Source organism: Pseudodesulfovibrio portus (assembly GCF_026000375.1).
Taxonomy (GTDB): domain Bacteria; phylum Desulfobacterota; class Desulfovibrionia; order Desulfovibrionales; family Desulfovibrionaceae; genus Pseudodesulfovibrio; species Pseudodesulfovibrio portus.
This window is the reverse complement of record NZ_AP026708.1, coordinates 599,368-617,390: the sequence shown is the minus strand read 5'-3', so window position 1 is coordinate 617,390 and position 18,023 is coordinate 599,368. Positions and strand designations below refer to the sequence as shown.

The window sequence follows — 18,023 nt, the reverse complement described above, 5'->3', positions numbered from 1 at the left end:
ACGAAATGTCCTTCATCATGCCATTTGTCGACACCTTTCTGATCACGTTGCGAGACATCCTTCCGATTCTCGGATTGATCGTCTGCTTCCAGTTGTTTGTCCTGCGTCAGCCCATCCCGCATCTGCGTCGCCTCATCGTCGGCGGCGTGTACGTGGTGCTGGGGCTGAGCCTGTTCCTCATCGGGCTGGAAAAGGCATTGTTTCCCGTGGGCCGGATCATGGCCGCCCAGTTGTCGAGCCCTTCCTTCGTGGCTCCGGACGGGGACGTGGCCGCCTTGTCCCATTGGTCATCCTACGCCTGGGTATACGTGTTCGCCGCCATGATCGGTTTTTCCACGACCATTGCCGAGCCGTCGCTTCTGGCTGTGGCCCTCAAGGCCAGCGAGGTGTCGGGCGGCGTCATCACCCAATGGGGGCTGCGCATCACCGTGGCCGTGGGCGTGGCCGTCGGCATCGCTCTGGGGACGTTTCGCATCGTTTCCGGGACGCCGCTGTACATCTATATCCTCGTCGGGTACGTCATCGTCGTCATCCAGACCTTTTTCACGCCAAAGACGATCATCCCCCTGGCCTACGATTCCGGGGGCGTGACCACGTCCACGGTGACCGTACCGCTGGTGGCGGCCCTCGGGCTCGGCCTTTCCGAGGCGGTGCCGGGGAGGAATCCCGCCCTGGACGGCTTCGGGCTGATCGCCTTTGCCAGCCTCTTTCCGATCATAACCGTTATGGGGTATGCTCAGTACACGCATTGGGCTGCCCGTCGAAAGAAGAAACAAGACGCCAGGAGAAGCGCATGAGATTCAAACTCATCATCGCATCGGTCAAGCCGCACATCACGGACCCGGTCGTGGATGCCGCCAAGGCGGCCGGAGCCACCGGGGCCACCATTATCACGGGCCGCGGAACCGGCATCCGCGAGGCGCATACGTTTTTCGGCCTGACCCTGGAGGATCAGACCGACCTCATCTACTTCCTGCTTGAGGAACACCTGGTCGCCCCTGTGCTGGAGGCCGTCAGGACCGCCGGGAAGTTCGACCAGCCGGGCACGGGCATTGCCTATGTCCTGCCTGTGGAAAATGCCGTCGGCCTGGAGAGCCAGATCGAGCACTTCAAGGAAGGAATTCGCGATCTGTAACCCAAGTTTTCCGGAGGTGACGTATGTGGGCCTTTTTTTCGGCGCTTCAGGCGGCGTTGGACCTGCTTCGGGAATGCCCGAAGTGCGGCCATCGGCAGAAAGTGCGGCTGGCTGACAAGGGAAAGACGGTCAGCTGCGCCAAGTGCGCGGCCAAGCTGCCGCCGAGCAAGTACAAGGCGTGAGCCCGGTCCTGTCGAGCGGCTACAACATGCTTTGGAAAAACGGACGGAAGACGTCCTTGATGGCCAGTGCGCCATCCACGCTGACGTGATTGGGGTCCCGGTACATGAAAAGATTGTTCCTGATCGGCCTGAGGCGGTTCCCGTCCAGGAGGAGGGGCACGGGGTTAAGGATGTGAATACCCGCCGCCTCGGGATCGGTGAACGTGTCCGCCAGGAAATTCCTTATTTTCTCGGGTGAATATTCCTCAGAATACTGGTCGTCGAGGACCCTGACGATGAGGATGGGGTCCTTGGTGAATTGCGGGACCTGATCCATGATCCAGATTTGCCTGCCTTCCCTGATGAATTCGTTGACCACCGCGCGCAGGTCGTTGCGCAGGTTCTCCTCGGTGACGGGCTTGTTGTCCGTGTAGGCCAGGGTATCCGTTTTGTAGAGGCGATTCCATTTGGCCACCATCAGGATGTGCCTGATGTCGTGCTTTCGCACGTAGTTGAACCATTCCAGGACATAGGGCGGCGCGTCCACGCGATTGTCCCGGCGGAGGCCGGGGAGCGGGTAGGTCGCGCCCCGCGTGGCCCCGATGCCCGCAATACCGTATTCGTCGGCCAGTTCAAGCAGGGCCGGGGCGACTGCGTTGCCGTGGCTGTCGCCCATGAGTATGAACTTCGGCTCCTGATCGGCCGGGCCGAGGCGCGGATAGATGCCGCGTACGGTGTCGTCATAGGACGAGTCCGCATATTTCCCGAAGGTGTTCAGCCGGATGGTGCTGGCGTCGTTGCCCATGAGGGTCAGCCCGATCATGGCCAGGGCGGCCACGGTTCCGGCCATGGGGAGGAGCGGCTTGAGGCAGCCCCGCCAGGAGCGCTTTTTCCTGAAGGGGGTCTCGATGAATTTCCAGGACAGGGTGGCGGCTGCGGCGGCCGCCAGGAGGATGGACAGGTTCAGCGCCGGGGATGGCTGGATTGATCCCTTGAATATCTCGACGTTCCTCCAGACGATGAGCGGCCAATGCCAGAGATAGAGCGAGTAGGATATCTTGCCGATGAACCGGACCGGCGCCAGGCTGAGCAACCGGCCTGCCGTGGTGGTCTCGTTGACCGTGATGATGAAGAACACGGTGGTCAGGCACATGAACAGGGATTTTTCGGCGAAGGTGTAGTGGAATCCGAATTGGTAGAGAAAGAACAGGATCAGTGCCAGGCCGGTGGCGCTGCCGATTTCGTTGACCCATTTATTCGAGCGGATGGCCGGCCAGGACAGGGTGGCAAGGGCCGTGAAGGTGCCCAGCGCCAACTCCCACATGCGGGTGGGCAGCATGTAGAATTTGAAGTCCTGGTCCACCAGCGTGCCGTAGCGGCACAGAAGAAAGGAGGCCACGGTCAGTCCGAAGATGGACAGCCAGACGAGCTTTCGCCTGCTTGAGTCGAGCACGCCCAGGAGCAGGAAGACCATGGGAATGAAAATATAGAATTGTTCTTCCACGCCCAGGGTCCAGGTGTGGAGCAGCGGGACGAATTCGGACCCCACGGCATTGTAGCCGGAATGGAGCCAGAAGAAGATGTTGGCCCCGGAGACCAGGGCGGCCAGCGACGACTGGTTGTATTGGTCGAAGAAGAACGTTCGCGAAAAGAGCATCCCGATGGGAAAGGTGCAGATCAGGCAGGTGAGCAGAGCGGGCATGATCCGCCGGGCGCGGCGCAGGTAGAAGTCGGATATGGAGATGCTGCCTTTGGTCCACAGTTCCTTGAGCAGCAGGGAGGAAATCAGATAGCCCGAGAGGACGAAAAAGACGTCCACGCCCAGCCAGCCGCCCTTGGCCGGTTCCCAGTCAAGGTGAAAGAAGAAGACGCCGAGCACGGCAATGGCCCTTAGGCCGTCTATTTCAGGTCTGTATTTGATCATGTGTTGTTCGAGTTCTGTGTGGGGAAGGCGTCGGCCTCACCGGGGTTTCTCATTTATCAGATGGATCCTCCAGTTGGCAAATGAAACGTCGCTGAGCGGCATCGGTATGGCAGCCGTTGCCCGGGCTCAGCTCCGGCGTTTCGCCTCGGCAAGGACGTGGCGGGCCATGGAGTGGATGACCAGGTGGTGAAAGGGACGGATGACGTTGAAGTAGATTCGGGCCTGCCGGCGCAGGTAGGTGGCCGTGGTGATCAGGTGGAAACGGTTGAAGCCGTCCTTTCCCGGTTCGCAGACGAATCCCAGGCACCCGGCGATCATGTCGTCGCGGGCTTCGCCCAGCCAGAACCGGTCTTCCTCTCCGGCCACGACGGTGAAGAACGATCCGAGGTCGCCGGGTCTGAAGGAGAGCTCGTTCGGGGCGATGGCCTCTTTGCCCGGCATGTCCTCCTGCCTGGTCCCGAGCAGCATGACGAAATACTCCCTGACACGGTAGAGCAGGCGCATCCAGCCCGGCATGTAGGACAGGCTCGTTGCAGCGAATTCACGCAGGGACTGCCGCGACTCCACGGTCTTTACGTGCAGGTAGTTCACGGCGGACAGGTGGTCGGCCAGGGCCGGAATGGCTTCAAGGGGTGCGAAGTCGGACATGATATTCTCCATGAGTTGAATTGTTTTGTGGCGTGGGTTGACCTTAATGTATAATTGCTATACATAAAGAGCAAGAAAAATGATTTTAATAGATAGCAATTGAAGAGGTGGCCATGAAAATCAGCACGAAGCAAAAGATGGAGAACCGGCGGGCCATTCTGGACGCCGCAGTGGATCTGATGATCGAGAAGGGGTTCCGGGCCATGAGCATGCGGGCCGTGGCCCGGAAGGCCGGGATCGGGGATGCGACCATATACAACTACTTCCCCACCAAGGAGTCCCTTATCCACGGCTACTACCTTGAGGCCCTGGAGACGGCGGCAGATTCCCTGGAACGGGTGGAGGACTACGACAGCTTCACCCTGCGCGAGCGGCTGCAGGTCCTGTTCGAGACCATGCTCGAAGGATATCTCGCAGACCGGGAGTTCGTGGACGAGACCTTTTCCTCGGTCTTTTTCCGCCCAGTCCCTGCGGGCAAGGGAATGCGCGCCATCCGCGCCCGTTTCCTCGAAATCGTCAAGGAGCAGTTCGAGGCGGCCGTGGAATCCGGCGAATTGCCCGACATGATGCTCAAGGAGCTGGTCTATCATTGCATCTGGGACTACTTCGTGGCCGTGACCCTCTATTGGCTCAGGGACGACTCCGAGCAGTTCTCCAACACGACCGTCTTCATAGATAAGAGTCTGGATCTGGGGTATGCCATGCTCAAGGCCGGTGTGTTGGACAAGGTCACCGGCCTGGCCTCGTTCCTGTTCAAATCGCACGTTCTGAGCCGCATCGAGGTGCTCATGGACGAGCGGGACACGTTCTCCAAGCTCAAAGAGGAGTTCATGGGTCATGCCGCAGAGCGATAAGACACCTGAAGGGCGGCTGGCCCGGGGGCTCGCCTTCGGCGGCACAGCTGCGCGAATGGGCGGCGCTTACCTGAAGTACGCCGCCCGCAAGCCCTTTGTCCGGGCCGAGGACAGGGAGCGGGAGCGACGGTCCATGAGCGAAAAAAGCGCCGAAGTCCTGTTCGGCGGCCTGTGTCGGCTCAAGGGCACGGCGCTCAAGATCGCCCAGATGTTGAGCCTCGAACTGGATATTTTTCCGCCGGAGATTCGTTGCGAATTGGAAAAGTCCTACACCGACGTACCGCCCATGAACCGGGCCATGGCCCGCAAGGTGCTGGTCAACGCCTACGGGGAACGGCCCGAGGATGTCTTCGCCTCATTCGACTCCCAGGCCTTTGCCGCCGCCAGCCTGGGGCAGGTGCACCGGGCCGTGGGCCATGACGGCGGACAATACGCCTTGAAAATCCAGTATCCGACCATTCGGCGAACCATCACCGACGACATCCGGCTGTTGCGGGGGCTGTTGCGTCCCTTTGCCGAGCGCAAGGCGCTGGAGCCGACCATCGTCGAGATCGAGACCCGGTTCATGGAGGAGACGGACTACCTGGCCGAGGCGGGGAACGCCCGCTTTTTCCGGGACAACCTGAATCTGGACAATGTCCGGACCCCGTTGGTTTACGAGGATTTGTGCACGGACCGCGTTTTGTGCATGTCCTTCATGGAAGGGAAGACCCTGAACCATTGGCTGGAGGATGATCCGTCCCAGGAGGCCCGGGACACGGTGGCCCGACGGCTCGACGATATCTTTTTGAAGAGCTTTTACGGGTTGCACTGCATCCACGCCGACCCGAATCCGGGGAACTACATCGTCGCGGACGACCTCACCGTCGGATTGGTGGACTTCGGTTGCGTGAAGCGTTTTACCCCCGAATTCGTGGCCTGCTACCAGCGTTTGCCGCAGATCATCACCCAGGGCGACAAGGAGGAATACTTCGACGCCCTTCGGAGCATGGACCTGGTGAACAGTGATCTCGATCAGGCGACGAAGGAGTCGATTTACGAGTGCGCCTATGCCTTTGGCGTGTGGCTGGGGCGGCTGTTTGATGACGAGTATTTCGATTTCGGCAGGGAGACCGGATATATCGGAGAGGGCAAGGAAATCATGCGGGCCATGTTCCGCCACCGTAAGCATTTCACCATGAATCCGGACTTGGTCTTTCTGGATCGGACACGCTATGGCCTGATGCGCATATACGAACAGCTCAAGTGCCGCATATCGCTTCGCAATCCCTATGAGTGCCCGGGGATTTCCCCCGGCACAAAGGAGTAGATTCACCATGACCGACAGCAAGTTCGACGCACCATGCGGCACGATCCGCACGTTCAGCCTCGGTGAAAAAATGCTCATCCGGTTGAGCTTCTATCTGTCTGTCCTTGTCGGCGGGTACGGGATGTGGCCCGCCTCTCCCTGGCTGGCACTGGGCTATGCGATGTTTGTCGGGGTGTCGTACACCCTGCTCATGCGGTTTTCGGTCTGTGCGCGCTGCCCGCATGTCTTCGTTGCCGGGGACTGTCTCTTTGTGCCCGCGCCCCTGGTGAAGCTTTTTGTCGAGCCGAGGCAGGGACGCCTCAAGGGGTGGGAAGGCGGCGCGGCCATGGTCGCCGTTGTCGGGACCATCGCAATTCCCGTCTATTGGCTTGTTGCCGATCCGGTACTCCTGATCGCGTTTCTGGCGCTGACCTTCGGCTATCTGGTCGGCCTGGTCGGTCATATCTGCAAGAAGTGCCAGGTGGAAGTCTGTCCGCTCAACCGCAACGCGGACATTGTTCGGGCGCCCCGATAGGGGAGATGGGTCTCTGTCCTTCAGGAATTCGAGACGATCTTTTGCCGTGAACACGAGTTGGCGTATTGTGTTTTGAATTTCTGTCCTATATGTACGCATGAACGATTGATCATATTTGGCGGTGTAGGGCTGAGTCCCAGCCGTTGATAGCCGTGCCCGGTGACTTGCAGCGATGATCCGGCTGCACGGGGCAAAGTACAGGAGTTCCTATGGACAGCGCTATCGTGAACAATCTGCGACCGGAGTTCGCGCCCGTGGCGGTTGTCTGGAGCGACACCGTTCCCTCGGATGCCTTTCAGTTCAAGAAAGGACGATTCGGTTGTACCCTGTTTCTTTTTTCCGAAGCGTCGCGGCGGGGCAGGGTGGCAGCAGGCAGCCGTGAGAGCGTCATGTGCCCGGGCGGCCGGGCCGCTTTGGGATTTGGCGTCGATTTCGACTCCTCCGAGGCGATGCTCGACCAGCACGCGGCTTTGTTCAGCAGGGGGCTTCCCTCGGCAAGGGACAAGGCGGCTTACGAAAAGATAATGGAGGATGCGCCTTCCAACTGGCATGACATGTACGCCCATGGGGAACGAATGCACAGCAGCGGCGATATGGCCAGGGAGTGGATTCTGCATGAATTGCCACGGTACGATATCCCGCACGAATACGTTTTGTTCAAGCCGTTGAGCCTCACGGAAGCCGACGATAATGTCCGGGCGGTCATTTTTCCTGTCACTCCCGTCGAGCTGGCCGGACTGATCACCCTTGCCGGGTCCGTCATGGCCGGAACCGATCCGGTGCAGGTCCCGAAGGGGGCGGACTGCATGAGCCTGACTGCTTTCGCCTATGCTCAGGGGGATGCATCCGCACCACGGGCGGTCCTGGGCATGACCGGTCTCGACGGTCGGGAGATGATGCGGAAGCGGTTTCGGGATGACGCCATGACCCTGACGCTCCCCATGCCGCTTTTCAAGTCCATGGAAGCCGAGGCAGGGGAGAGCATATTCCAGCTTTCGTCCTGGCAAACGCTGCTCGGACATTGAGGAAGTTGTCGGGATTCCCGGCCTGTGCGGACGATTTTACTCCCCTCACTTGCTTCCGGCGAGGAGGGGAGTTATTTTATGGATAATAAGGAAGTGATTTGATGCACGAAACCAGTCTGGGCGGCACGCTCCGCGACTACCTGACCGGCGAGGAAATCGACGAGACCACCTTTGAGGAGTTCCGTCAGCTTCTCGCCCGTCTTCTGGTGGAAGAGAAGGGCTACCCCAGGGACCGGCTCAAGGCCAAGGTCCCGCTGACCTATTGCGTGGACGGCGAGGAATTCGAACGGTCCGTAGACTTCGTGCTCTACGGCGAGGCGGGCAAGCCCATCTTCATCATCATGTTTTGCGCGGGCGACGTGGGCACTTTCGAGCGCGAGACCGTGTGCGCAGCCCGGCTTATCGAGGGCGGCCCGGTGCCCTATGCCCTGGTCACGGATACCATGGACGCCACCCTGCTGGACGTGAAGACCGGCGACACGGTTGCCCGGTCCATGAACGCGGTGCCGGAGTATGAGAAGCTTCTTGAAATGGTGGAGCAGGCGGACATGAAGCCGCTCACCGACGAGCAGCGCGAGAAGCAGACCCGCGTCTTTCACACCTACTGCGGCTTCGTGTGCGGCGATCACTGCGAGGTTTCGCTGCCGCCCATGCCGGGGAAGAAATGACCCTCGTGGCGGATCGGGTGGAAGAGATCGTCATTGAGAACAGAAATCGGGCCACTTCGATTGTCCTGTGTTTGTTTGGACTGGTTCTTGTCGGTAGTTTCCTCTCCCTGCTAATCTATGGATTTGCCACCAAGTTCACCGTTTTTTTCTCTTTCGAGAGCTTCGTCATGTTGGTTCTCGGTTTGGCTTTCCTGTCGCTGCTGCTCTGGGCATTATATAGCTTGACCCGCAATTCAAAGTATCTTGAGACACAGCCGGAGGGAATTGTCTTCGGCGGTAGGGTGCGGTGTTTCTGCACCTGGGACAATATCAAGGATATTCAGTTGGTCCCGTATGAGTTGTACTCTCGCGGGGGGCGTGTCGGAATGTTTTACGCAGTGACTATCGATTTCCACTCCTCTGACGAGTTGTATTTCGACAGCGCTATCGATCGGATGTTGGCCAGAAAGGCAATCTCTGACGATCAGCTCAAGCTCTATCTTCGGAACGTGACCTCTCTTTCCCCGGAACAGGTATGCAGCCGCCTACGGGAACGTTGGAAGCAGGCGAGTCCTGCCTCCAGGGCGATAGCATCAATTCCTGTCGTTGAGGATTCCAAGGCAGAACTTCCAGATGAAATCAGAGTGACACGAAATGACGGGAAAATGAAAATCCTCCTTTTGTGCCTGCTTGTTCTTTTTGCTGTCGTGGTGAAAATGGCTCTGACGCATCCAGATGGGGTGAACTGGGGGATGTTGCTTATTTGCCTGTTCGGTATGGGTACTGCATTTTGGACGTTGGCAATCATCCTTCCCGGAAAACCGCTCCTGGAGACCAGCCCTGTTGGCGTTGCGCTATGTGGGGAAACCGGCCGGTGCTTTGTGCCATGGAACAATATCAAGGGGATCACGAGTGTAGCCGACAGATGGCAGCGGTACACCACGTTTCCATCCAGGTTTCCGGACCGGCGGATCAAGTTTGAATTCTATGATAAACAGACCGTCCATTACGACAATTTGATCTATCGCATGGTTGGGAAACTGTTGGGGTCCAGTTTTACCATCAATCCGATTGGCGGGGAGGCCAATGTCTCCACGGGGTTGATTGAGGCCTTGGAGGCGCGTCTTGAGCGAGCACGGTCCATTCTCAATTCTGAACACCCAAAAGAATCTCTATAATAAGCTTGTTCAGCCACAGTCCAATATATGAAAAAGCCGGGCATAAGCCCGGCCTTTTCGTTTAAAAATTCCGTTTCGAAATTAACAATCCACAAAGACGATGCAGTCCTCTGGGCAGGCGTTCATGATGTCCCTGACCTCGTCTTCGGTGACCTTGGATCGGCAGACATAGGGCATGTCCAGAACCTCGTCCCACTCGAAAACATCGGGGTTCAGGTCGATGCAGCCCTGGCAGGAACGGCAATCGCCCAACTCGATGGCGACCTCACGGTACTTGGTGCATGTGTTCGTGTTGTTCATGAGTATAGTAATAATTCCTATTAGCGTATAAGGCAAGAAAAAACCGCCCGGAGAGGGCGGTTTTTTTCCTGATATGGATATGCAGCGGCTAGACGTTGAACCGGAATTCGATGATGTCGCCGTCCCGGACAACGTATTCCTTGCCTTCCAGCCGGGCCTTGCCCGCGTCCTTGACCTTCTTGAAGTCGCCGAACTCGAGGAAGTCCCCGTAGCCGATGACCTCGGCGCGGATGAAGCCTTTTTCAAAGTCCGTATGGATGACTCCGGCAGCCTGGGGCGCGGTGGAGCCCACCCGAACGGGCCAGGCGCGGCATTCGTCTTCGCCCGCCGTCAGGAAGGAAATCAGGCCGAGCAGCTCGTAGGTCTTGGCGATGACCTTGTCCAAGGCCGACTCGGTGATGCCGAGGTCGGTCAGGAACATGGCCTTTTCCTCGGGGTCGTCGATTTCGGCCAGCTCGCGTTCCAGCTTGGCGGAAACCGCGATGTGGGACATGCCGGGCGCGTCGGCGGGCAGTTCCACGTCTGCCTCTTCGCCCTCGGGGCAGTTCCAGGCATAGAGTACCGGGCGCATGGACAGAAACTTGTAGCCCTTGAGTTCGGGCATGGCGGACAGCTCATCGCTTTCCCGCAGCGGCTTTTCCTCTTCGAGCAGGGCCAGGGCGCGCTTGAGGGCCTCCTGCTCCTTGGGGTCGACCAGGGCCTTGTTCTTCTTGCCGTCGACCTCCAGCTTCTCAAGGCGCTTTTCGATGACGGCCATGTCCGAGACCATCATGTCCGCCTCGATGGCTTGCCACTGCTGCTTGGGATCGTTCATGCCGGAGAAGCCGTCCAGCACGCCGATGAAGCAGTCGTAGGGGCGCACCTCGTTGAGCACGCGTTCGCCGAGTCCGGTTCCCTTGCCCCCGCCGCCGGGGATGTCCAGGTACTCGATCTCGCTGTACACGACCTTTTTCGGGTTGAAGAGGGCGATAAGCGGGTCCAGGCGCGCATCCGGCACCTTGACCATGGCCCGGTTGCCCGCCGCGGCGGCCTCGGGGCCTGCCAGGGCAGCGAACAGATCGGTCTTGCCGCAGCCGGAGAAACCGAAGATGGCAGTTTTCATATATGTCTCCTCGAATTGGTATCGTTGGGATGGGCGGAAGGTATCAACATTCACACGGATTGCAAATGATATGTGGCGGGGGCAAAGGATTGAAGCCGAAGCGGTTTTACACTACGGTCCCCCAATGGACTTGAAGCGAAACATCTTTCTCATCGGGCCGCGCGCCTGCGGTAAGACCAGCGTGGGCCGCCGACTGGCCGAGGGCCTTGGCCGCGAGTTCGTGGACACCGACCACTCCCTGGTCGCCTCCGTGGGCATGGAGATAGCCGAGTACGTCGAACGGAACGGCTGGGACGCCTTCCGCGACAGAGAGGCCGAGACGTTGGCCCGTGAGGCGGCTCCAGGCGGCCGGGTCATCGGCTGCGGCGGCGGCATCGTGCTGCGCGAGGAGAACAGGGCCGTGCTCAAGACGGGCGTCACCCTCTATCTCAAGGCCGGGCCGGACGAGCTGGCCCGGCGGCTCGAAGCCGATCCAAATGAGGCCCAGCGGCCTTCCCTGACCGGCCGGTCCATAGCCGACGAGGTCCGGGAAGTGCTGGCCGAGCGCGCGCCGCTTTATGAGGGGTGCGCCGACGCGGTGGTCGCCGGGACCAGTGTGGATGCGGTGGTGCAGGCAGCCCTGGAAGAGCTTGAAACCATTGTCTAGGTTTTTTGACAGGATGCGCCGACAGGCCTATACGGTAACAGTCTATGCGCGATAAATTGCTTTCACCGTACTGGCTGCCGGTCTGGTTCTTTGCCGGGGCCATCCTGACCGGGACCGTCCTCCTGTATCTGGACGCCAGTCATCCCGGCGGTCCGCTGTCCTTTGTGGACGCCCTGTTCACGGCCACTTCGGCCATGTGCGTCACCGGCCTGGTCGTGGTGGACACGGGCACCTATTTCTCGACCTTCGGCCAGGACGTGATCCTGGCGCTCATACAGGCGGGCGGCCTGGGCATCATGACCTTCACCACGCTGATCATTCACCTGCTGGGCAAGCACGTGTCGCTCAACGACCGCATCGCAGTGGGCCAGTCCCTGCTGCGCGATCCGAGCTTCAGCCTGCCCAAATTCCTGTTCCGGGTGGTGGTTTGGACGTTCGCCCTCGAGGGACTCGGCGCGTTGATCCTGTGGGCCATGGACCCGGTGGGGTTCTCGCCCTATTCGGCGGTCTTCCATTCCGTGTCCGCCTTCTGCAACGCCGGGTTCTCGCTCTACTCCGACAGCCTGACCCAATGGGCGGGCCACGGCGGCGTCAACACGGTGTTCATGGTGCTCATCATTGCCGGCGGGCTGGGCTTCTTCGTACTCAACGAATGCGGCACGCTGTTTTGGGCGGTCCTGTTCCGCGAGAACAAAAAGCGCACCCCGCTTCGTTTGAGCTGGCATTCGCGCATCGTGCTGGAGACCTCGTTCTTCCTGGTCGTGATCGGGGCCGTGGTCATCTTTTTCGCCGAAGGGGCGGCCGGAAACGCGAATCACGGTTTCTGGCATCACTTCTGGACCTCGCTGTTCCAGTCGGTGACCAGCCGGACGGCCGGGTTCAACACCGTGGAGATCGGGTCCATGACCAACGTGTCCCTGGCCTTCATGTTGCTGCTCATGATCGTGGGCGGTTCGCCGGGGTCCTGCGCGGGCGGCATCAAGACCACTACCTTCCGTGCCCTGTGCGGCTTTATTTGGGCGCAGTTCAGGGGATGGCGGCAGGTCCGCATAGGCCGGTTCGCCCTGGACCAGCACGCCCTGAACACGGTGGTTTCGTTGGTCACGATGTCATTTTTGCTGGTGGGGATGGGAACCATGATCCTGGCGGCCCTGGACAGCGGCACCGGGCCGTACCTGATGGCCCGGGACGAGTTCCTGGCCGACGTCTTCGAGACCGTTTCCGCATTTGCCACGGTCGGGCTGTCCACGGGGCTGACCCCCTCGCTGGGCGACGCCGAGAAGGTGACGGTCATCATTCTCATGTTCGTCGGGCGCTTGGGGCCTGTCTGGCTGCTGTCGGCCTTGCAGAGCTGGCAGTCCGAGAGGCGGTTCAGGGTGCCCACGGCCAACCTCCCGTTCGGATAGACCGTCTGTTCGAATAGATTTAAGGAGAAGACATGATCAAGAACAAGGAAGTCGGCGTCATCGGGCTGGGCAAGTTCGGCCTGTCCCTGGCCACGGCCCTGACGGACCTGGGCATCAAGGTGGTCGGCGTGGACATCAATCCCGAATACATCCGCAGGGCGCAGGATATCCTTGCCCAGACTTTCGAGGCCGACGCCACGGATGAGAAGGCCCTCGCCCAGATAGGTTTCAAGGACCTGGAGCGGGTCATCGTGTCCACCGGCGATTCCATGGAGGCGTCCATCCTGGTGGTGCTCAACCTGCAATCCATCGGCGTGAAGAACATCTGGGTCAAGGCGGTCAGCGAGGCCCACGAGCGGGTGCTGTACAAGCTCGGCGTGCCCTTTGTCGTTTTCCCGGAGGCCTTTGTGGCCTTCCAGTTGGCCCATCGGCTGGCCGCGCCGGGGCTGCACGAGTATTTCGGCCTGGGCAAGGACGTGGCCACCCGCGAGATCGTCGTGGACCAGTGGGCCGGGAAGACGCTGCGCGAGCTCAACCTGACCAACTCGTATCAGGTCCAGGTGATCGCTTTCAGGCAGAGCGGGGAGTCGGAGTTTCATTTCGTTCCCCAGGCGGACAGGCAATTGGTGGACGGCGACGTGCTGGTACTTCTCGGCAAGACCGAGGATGTCATCAAAGTCAAGACCTACTAGGGAGCATACATGAGCGGCAACACCTTTGGCGATCTTTTCAAGTTGACCACCTTCGGCGAGTCCCACGGTCCCGGTCTGGGCGGAGTGGTGGACGGCTGCCCGGCAGGGATTCCCCTGGACGAGGCCATGATTCAGCTCGAGCTGGACAAGCGCAGGCCCGGGCAGGGCGGACTGGCCTCCACGGCGCGCAAGGAAGCGGACCGGGTGAAGATCCTGTCCGGCGTATTCGAAGGGAGAACCACGGGCACGCCCATCGGGTTCTACATCGAGAACAGCGATCAGCGGTCCAAGGATTATTCCAAGATCAAGGACGTGTTCCGGCCCGGTCATGCCGATTATTCCTTCAATGCCAAGTTCGGCTTTCGTGATTATAGGGGCGGCGGACGTTCCTCCGGGCGCGAGACCGTATCCCGTGTGGCGGGTGGAGCCATCGCCCAGGAGCTGCTGCGGGCCGAGGGAATAGCGGTTTACGCCTATACCGTGGAGCTGGGCGGCATCCCGGCCAACGACTTTGATTTCGAGTCCGCGCAGGACCGCCCCTATTTCAGCCCGGATGCGGACATCATCACCGCCTGGGAAGAACGCATCAAGGACGTGAAGTCCCAGGGCGACACCTTGGGCGGCGTGGTCGAGGTCCGGGCCACCTCCGTGCCTGCCGGGCTCGGCGAACCGGTCTTCGACAAGCTGGACGCCCGCCTGGCCTACGCGCTCATGTCCGTTGGCGCGGTCAAGGGCGTGGAGATCGGCTCGGGCATGAACGCCTCCTGCTCCCTGGGCAGCCTGAACAACGACCCCATCGGACCCGACGGGTTCCTGTCCAACAACGCAGGCGGCGTCCTCGGCGGCATTTCCTCGGGCCAGGACATCGTGGCCCGCGCCTACGTCAAGCCCATCCCGTCCATCGCGCAGGAACAATCCACCGTCACCACCACGGGCGAACCCACGGCCATCACCATTGGCGGCAGGCACGACATCGCGGCCATCCCGCGCATCAATCCGGTGCTCAAGGCCATGGTCTGCCTGACACTGGCCGACATGCTGCTCATGGACCGCAGGCTTGGGGTGCGTGATTAGGAGAGTGCTCGCCGCAGGGCGTCTCCGACGGGCAGGGCTCCGCCCTGCACCCACCAGGGAGCAGACCCCCATGGCCGCCTTCGGCGGTGTGCCATCCGAACGGAAAACAGGCTCGACATGTAAGCATGTCGAGCCTGTTTTCCGTTCGGATGACGTGTGTTTTTTTACTTAACCGCTTTCGAGGCCACTAGTCTCGATAACGCACACCCGCGCGGATGCGCCGACAAAAAGTTTAGGAGGGGAGAGGGGATGGGGGTCTGGGGGAAGGGGAGAGGGGGACCCTTTCCAAAGGGTCCCCCTCTCCCCTTCCCCCAGCCGCCGGAGGCGCCTACTTGACCTTCTTCATGCGTACGGCGGTGCCGTAGCAGGAGTAGTATTTGTCGCCCTCGGGGTGAAAGGCCACGGATTCGCGGTAGCCGATGATGGCGTCCGCGTTGACGTCCACGGCCTGGGCCATGAGGCCGTAGAAGGCGTTGTCGAAGACGTAGCTGCGGCAGACGATGAGGCCGAAGGCGGACTGGATTTCGCGTCCGGGGATGGTCTCGGTGGACATGATCTTGAGCTTCCCGGCCAGGTACATCTCCTTGGCCAGGTGCAGCCGCCGGTCATTTTTTATGTCGTCCTTGTCCGCAGCCTTCTTGGGCGAGCCGAAAATGAGCGCCATGTCCGTCCTCTCTATAGTTTTTCTAGACCTTGTTGAAGCTATATAGCGCACCGTGCGGACATGGGCAAGTGGCAAAGAAAAAGGCCGGACATTGCGGTCCGGCCTATTTCTCAGCCTACGGTGTGACGGTCATGATGTACGCCTTGTCCGGCGTCATGAATTGCCTGACCAGGTTTTGCAATTCCTCCGGGGTGACGGACTTGGCCCGTTCGATGAGCTTGTCGTCGTAGTCGCGGTCAAAGCCTCGCGTGACCAGGGACGCGGCCTGACGGGACCGGGAGATGAGGGACTGGTGGTTCTGGTAGTATTCGCCGGACAGGATGTTGCGGGCGCGGGCCAGCTCCTCATCGGGAAGCGGGGTGGCGGCCAGTTCGCCCAGCACCTTCCTGAAGCCGTCCAGGGATTTGTCCACGGTGTCCGGGCTGGTGCCGATATACAGGGTGATGAAACCGGTGTTGGTGCTCTGCCAGAGCATGGACGTGACCGTGTAGGCCAGCCCCTGCTTGTCCCGCAGGTCGCGGAAGAGCAGACCGGACTGGCCGGACAGGATGGCGTTGAGCATGGACAGTTCGGCCGAAGCGTCCAGGTCGGTCTTGCCCGTAACCGGGAAGGTCATCAGGATGTGCGATTGCTTTCTGTCGGCCAGCTTGAGGTTCATCTCCCGTTCCTGGCCCCACTCGGGCGTGGTGAACTCGTATTCGCTCACCGGCGCGGTCAGGGTTCGGGCGATGTCCTTGGCGAACTTGGTGATGGCGGCCCTGTCGAACTGGCCGCATACGGCCAGGGTGAAGGGCTGCATGGATTGCCGATTCCAGAAGCGGATGATGTCCGCGTTGGTGAATCCTTCCACTCCCTCAGGGGTTCCCTGGCGCAGGAGGGCGTACGGCCCGGTCTTGTACAGGAAGGGGAACAGGTGGCGGAAGGCCAGTCCCAGGGGCTGGTCCTCGCTTCGTTTGATGGACGCGATCTGGTCCTGCTTGGCGCGGGCCACCTCGGTCTTGTCAAAGGCGGGCGAGGTCAGGGTCTCGGTGATCAGCGGCAGGAGGTCGTCGGTGAACCGGGTGGGGAATTTCGTTTCCAGGGCAAAGACGTTGCGGCCGGAGGTGGAACTCAGGGCGGCCGCATGGTCGGACAGAAAGTCCTGCACCTCGGTGGCGGACATGCGCATGGTGCCGCGCGTCAGCGCGGTGGCCGTCAGCGCGGCCAATCCCTGCTGATCCGGGGTCAGTTCCCCGTCGCCGCCTACCCAATACAGGCTCATGGCCGTGTAGGGCAGGGTGCTGTCGGGCAGGAGCACGAGCTTGCTGCCGCCGGGCAGCGCCATCTCCTCCGGCGCGGCGTCCTGCGTGACCACGGCTTCGGCCTGGGCGGCGTCCTTGACCGGCCACACCTCGTTGGTGATGGCCGTGAGCTTGTCCTCATGCACGCCGTTGCCCTCGGGAACGAGTACGGCCACGGCCAGTTGGTCGGGCCGGACGTATTTATGATACAGCTCGTCCATTTCCTTACGGGTGACCTGTCGCAGGTCGTGGAGGTAGTTCTTTTCGGCCTGCTCGCCGTCCTCGAAGAATTCCATGTAGCCGAGCTTGCTGGCCAGGCCGGACAGGGTCTCCTTGGACAGGAAGAGCGAACTTTCCAGGTTCAGCTTGGCGCGGTCCAGCTCCTGATCCGTGAAGTCAAGGGGGGTGAATGCGGACAGTTCGGTGTTCAGTCCGGTCCAGAATTCATCCACCTTGTCCGCGTCCAGGGTGGCGGAGATATAGAAGATGCCGCCCCGCTCCAGGGGAATGGTGGTGGCCGAGATGTCGTCCACCAGCTGCCTGTCGTACTTGAAGGTCCGGTAGAGCCGGGAGGTGTCGTCGCCGCCCATGATGTGGGACAGGACCTCCAGGCCGGTGTTTTCCACCGAGCCGCTGTGCGGGATGGGGAAGGCGGCGGCCAGGTAGACCTTGTTCCACTTGCCTTCCATCTTGACCACGCGCGGGCCCTGGCCGATCTGCGGGACCTCGATGATTTCAGGCGGGGTCAGGGGCTGGGTGTTCCGGAGGTGACCGAAAAGGCGTTCGGCCTCGGCCAGCACTTCGTCCGGGTCGATCTTGCCGACCACGGTCAGAAGCATGGACTGGGGCTGGTAGTTTTCGGCGATATACTGCTTTATGGTCGCCCGGGTGATCCCCAGGACGGTTTCATGGTAGCCGATGACCGGCCATTCGTAGCTGGTGCCCTTCCAGATCATGGATTGCAGGGTCTTGAACAGCCTGCGGTTCGGGCTGTCCTCGCCGCGTTCCAGCTCTTCGATGACCACCTTCTTTTCACTCTCCAGCTCATTGGGATCGATGAGGGAGTGGAAGGCCATGTCCGTAATGGTGTCGAGCCCGAGCCGCCACTGGTCGGCGGGCACGTCCACGTAATAGACGGTGTAGTCGAAGCTGGTGCCTGCGTTGAGGTTGCCGCCCACGGATTCGATGTCCATGGCCACTTTGCCCATGGCGCGTTTCTCCGTGCCCTTGAAGACCATGTGCTCCAGGAGGTGGCTTATGCCCGCGATGTCCGGGGTCTCGTAGCCGGAACCGGCATGGACCCAGAGCTTGACGCTGGCAAGCGGGAACCGGTCGTCTTCCTTGATCAGTATGCGAAGGCCGTTTTTGAGCGTGATCACGTGCGTTTCACCGCCCGCGGCTCCGGCCAGGGATGGGAGGACTGCGTCCGGTTGCTTTTTTGCCGTATCGGTTTGTTTCATATGC

Annotated in this window: 19 protein-coding genes; 13 read left to right on the top strand and 6 right to left on the bottom strand. The window is 60.6% G+C overall.

All coding sequences use genetic code 11. The features are described 5' to 3' along the window. Positions 1–5: 5 nt before the first annotated feature. Genes OO730_RS03120 through OO730_RS03110 form a run of 3 tightly spaced genes read left to right on the top strand, consistent with a single transcriptional unit; the run spans position 6 to position 1,317 of the window. Positions 6–797: a DUF1538 domain-containing protein gene (locus tag OO730_RS03120; protein WP_264983122.1), complete on the top strand. Its 792-nt coding sequence runs from the start codon at positions 6–8 to the stop codon at positions 795–797. Beyond that, positions 794–1,135 carry a P-II family nitrogen regulator gene (locus OO730_RS03115; protein ID WP_264983121.1) on the top strand — a complete coding sequence of 114 codons (342 nt, stop codon included), beginning with the start codon at positions 794–796 and terminating at the stop codon, positions 1,133–1,135. Before OO730_RS03120 ends, OO730_RS03115 begins: the two co-directional genes overlap by 4 nt. 23 nt (positions 1,136–1,158) lie before the next feature. Next, positions 1,159–1,317, top strand: coding sequence for a zinc ribbon domain-containing protein (locus OO730_RS03110; protein ID WP_264983120.1), 159 nt, complete (start codon positions 1,159–1,161; stop codon positions 1,315–1,317). A 19-nt stretch (positions 1,318–1,336) separates the two neighbouring features. On the opposite strand, the gene OO730_RS03105 is transcribed toward OO730_RS03110, so the two are convergent. Both OO730_RS03105 and OO730_RS03100 read right to left on the bottom strand, forming a co-directional pair. After that, a complete protein-coding gene (locus tag OO730_RS03105; RefSeq protein ID WP_264983119.1) occupies positions 1,337–3,220 on the bottom strand; it encodes an acyltransferase family protein in 1,884 nt (627 codons plus the stop codon). A gap of 126 nt (positions 3,221–3,346) precedes the next feature. Then, complete coding sequence (locus OO730_RS03100; RefSeq protein WP_264983118.1) at positions 3,347–3,868, bottom strand: DUF2867 domain-containing protein; 522 nt, start codon at positions 3,866–3,868, stop codon at positions 3,347–3,349. Positions 3,869–3,981: 113 nt separating this feature from the next. On the opposite strand from OO730_RS03100, the gene OO730_RS03095 reads away from it, so the two are divergent. The 6 genes from OO730_RS03095 (at position 3,982) to OO730_RS03070 (ending at position 9,395) form a co-directional block, all read left to right on the top strand. Next, the gene (locus tag OO730_RS03095) at positions 3,982–4,722 is read left to right on the top strand and encodes a TetR/AcrR family transcriptional regulator (protein WP_264983117.1); all 741 of its coding nucleotides are present in this window, start codon (positions 3,982–3,984) and stop codon (positions 4,720–4,722) included. Next, positions 4,706–6,031, top strand: a complete 1,326-nt coding sequence (locus OO730_RS03090) for an ABC1 kinase family protein (protein WP_264983116.1) — start codon at positions 4,706–4,708, stop codon at positions 6,029–6,031. Before OO730_RS03095 ends, OO730_RS03090 begins: the two co-directional genes overlap by 17 nt. Before the next feature lie 7 nt (positions 6,032–6,038). Continuing rightward, positions 6,039–6,545 (top strand): hypothetical protein, encoded by a 507-nt coding sequence (locus tag OO730_RS03085; RefSeq protein WP_264983115.1) that lies wholly within the window; start codon positions 6,039–6,041, stop codon positions 6,543–6,545. Between the two features lie 209 nt (positions 6,546–6,754). Beyond that, entirely contained in the window at positions 6,755–7,570 is an 816-nt protein-coding gene (locus OO730_RS03080) for a DUF169 domain-containing protein (RefSeq protein ID WP_264983114.1), read from the top strand. Between the two features lie 101 nt (positions 7,571–7,671). Next, positions 7,672–8,238, top strand: a complete 567-nt coding sequence (locus OO730_RS03075; RefSeq protein ID WP_264983113.1) for a type I restriction enzyme HsdR N-terminal domain-containing protein — start codon at positions 7,672–7,674, stop codon at positions 8,236–8,238. Continuing rightward, on the top strand, positions 8,235–9,395 hold the full coding sequence (locus tag OO730_RS03070) for a hypothetical protein (RefSeq protein ID WP_264983112.1): 1,161 nt from the start codon (positions 8,235–8,237) through the stop codon (positions 9,393–9,395). The genes OO730_RS03075 and OO730_RS03070 overlap by 4 nt, the downstream gene beginning before the upstream one ends. An 81-nt stretch (positions 9,396–9,476) precedes the next feature. Here OO730_RS03070 and OO730_RS03065 read toward each other — a convergent pair whose 3' ends face one another. Further along, positions 9,477–9,695 (bottom strand): ferredoxin, encoded by a 219-nt coding sequence (locus OO730_RS03065; RefSeq protein ID WP_264983111.1) that lies wholly within the window; start codon positions 9,693–9,695, stop codon positions 9,477–9,479. Positions 9,696–9,783: 88 nt separating this feature from the next. Further along, positions 9,784–10,797 carry a DUF933 domain-containing protein gene (locus tag OO730_RS03060; RefSeq protein ID WP_264983110.1) on the bottom strand — a complete coding sequence of 338 codons (1,014 nt, stop codon included), beginning with the start codon at positions 10,795–10,797 and terminating at the stop codon, positions 9,784–9,786. A 124-nt stretch (positions 10,798–10,921) separates the two neighbouring features. On the opposite strand from OO730_RS03060, the gene aroL reads away from it, so the two are divergent. Genes aroL through aroC form a run of 4 tightly spaced genes read left to right on the top strand, consistent with a single transcriptional unit; the run spans position 10,922 to position 14,615 of the window. Continuing rightward, entirely contained in the window at positions 10,922–11,443 is a 522-nt protein-coding gene (aroL, locus tag OO730_RS03055; RefSeq protein WP_264983109.1) for a shikimate kinase AroL, read from the top strand. A 44-nt stretch (positions 11,444–11,487) separates the two neighbouring features. Continuing rightward, positions 11,488–12,849 carry a TrkH family potassium uptake protein gene (locus OO730_RS03050; protein WP_264983108.1) on the top strand — a complete coding sequence of 454 codons (1,362 nt, stop codon included), beginning with the start codon at positions 11,488–11,490 and terminating at the stop codon, positions 12,847–12,849. A gap of 32 nt (positions 12,850–12,881) precedes the next feature. Then, complete coding sequence (locus tag OO730_RS03045) at positions 12,882–13,541, top strand: potassium channel family protein (RefSeq protein ID WP_264983107.1); 660 nt, start codon at positions 12,882–12,884, stop codon at positions 13,539–13,541. 9 nt (positions 13,542–13,550) lie between these two features. Next, positions 13,551–14,615, top strand: coding sequence for a chorismate synthase (gene aroC / locus OO730_RS03040; protein ID WP_264983106.1), 1,065 nt, complete (start codon positions 13,551–13,553; stop codon positions 14,613–14,615). A gap of 328 nt (positions 14,616–14,943) precedes the next feature. On the opposite strand, the gene OO730_RS03035 is transcribed toward aroC, so the two are convergent. Continuing rightward, complete coding sequence (locus tag OO730_RS03035) at positions 14,944–15,279, bottom strand: hypothetical protein (RefSeq protein WP_264983105.1); 336 nt, start codon at positions 15,277–15,279, stop codon at positions 14,944–14,946. A gap of 115 nt (positions 15,280–15,394) precedes the next feature. After that, positions 15,395–18,019 carry a M16 family metallopeptidase gene (locus OO730_RS03030; RefSeq protein WP_264983104.1) on the bottom strand — a complete coding sequence of 875 codons (2,625 nt, stop codon included), beginning with the start codon at positions 18,017–18,019 and terminating at the stop codon, positions 15,395–15,397. Between the last annotated feature and the right edge of the window lie 4 nt (positions 18,020–18,023).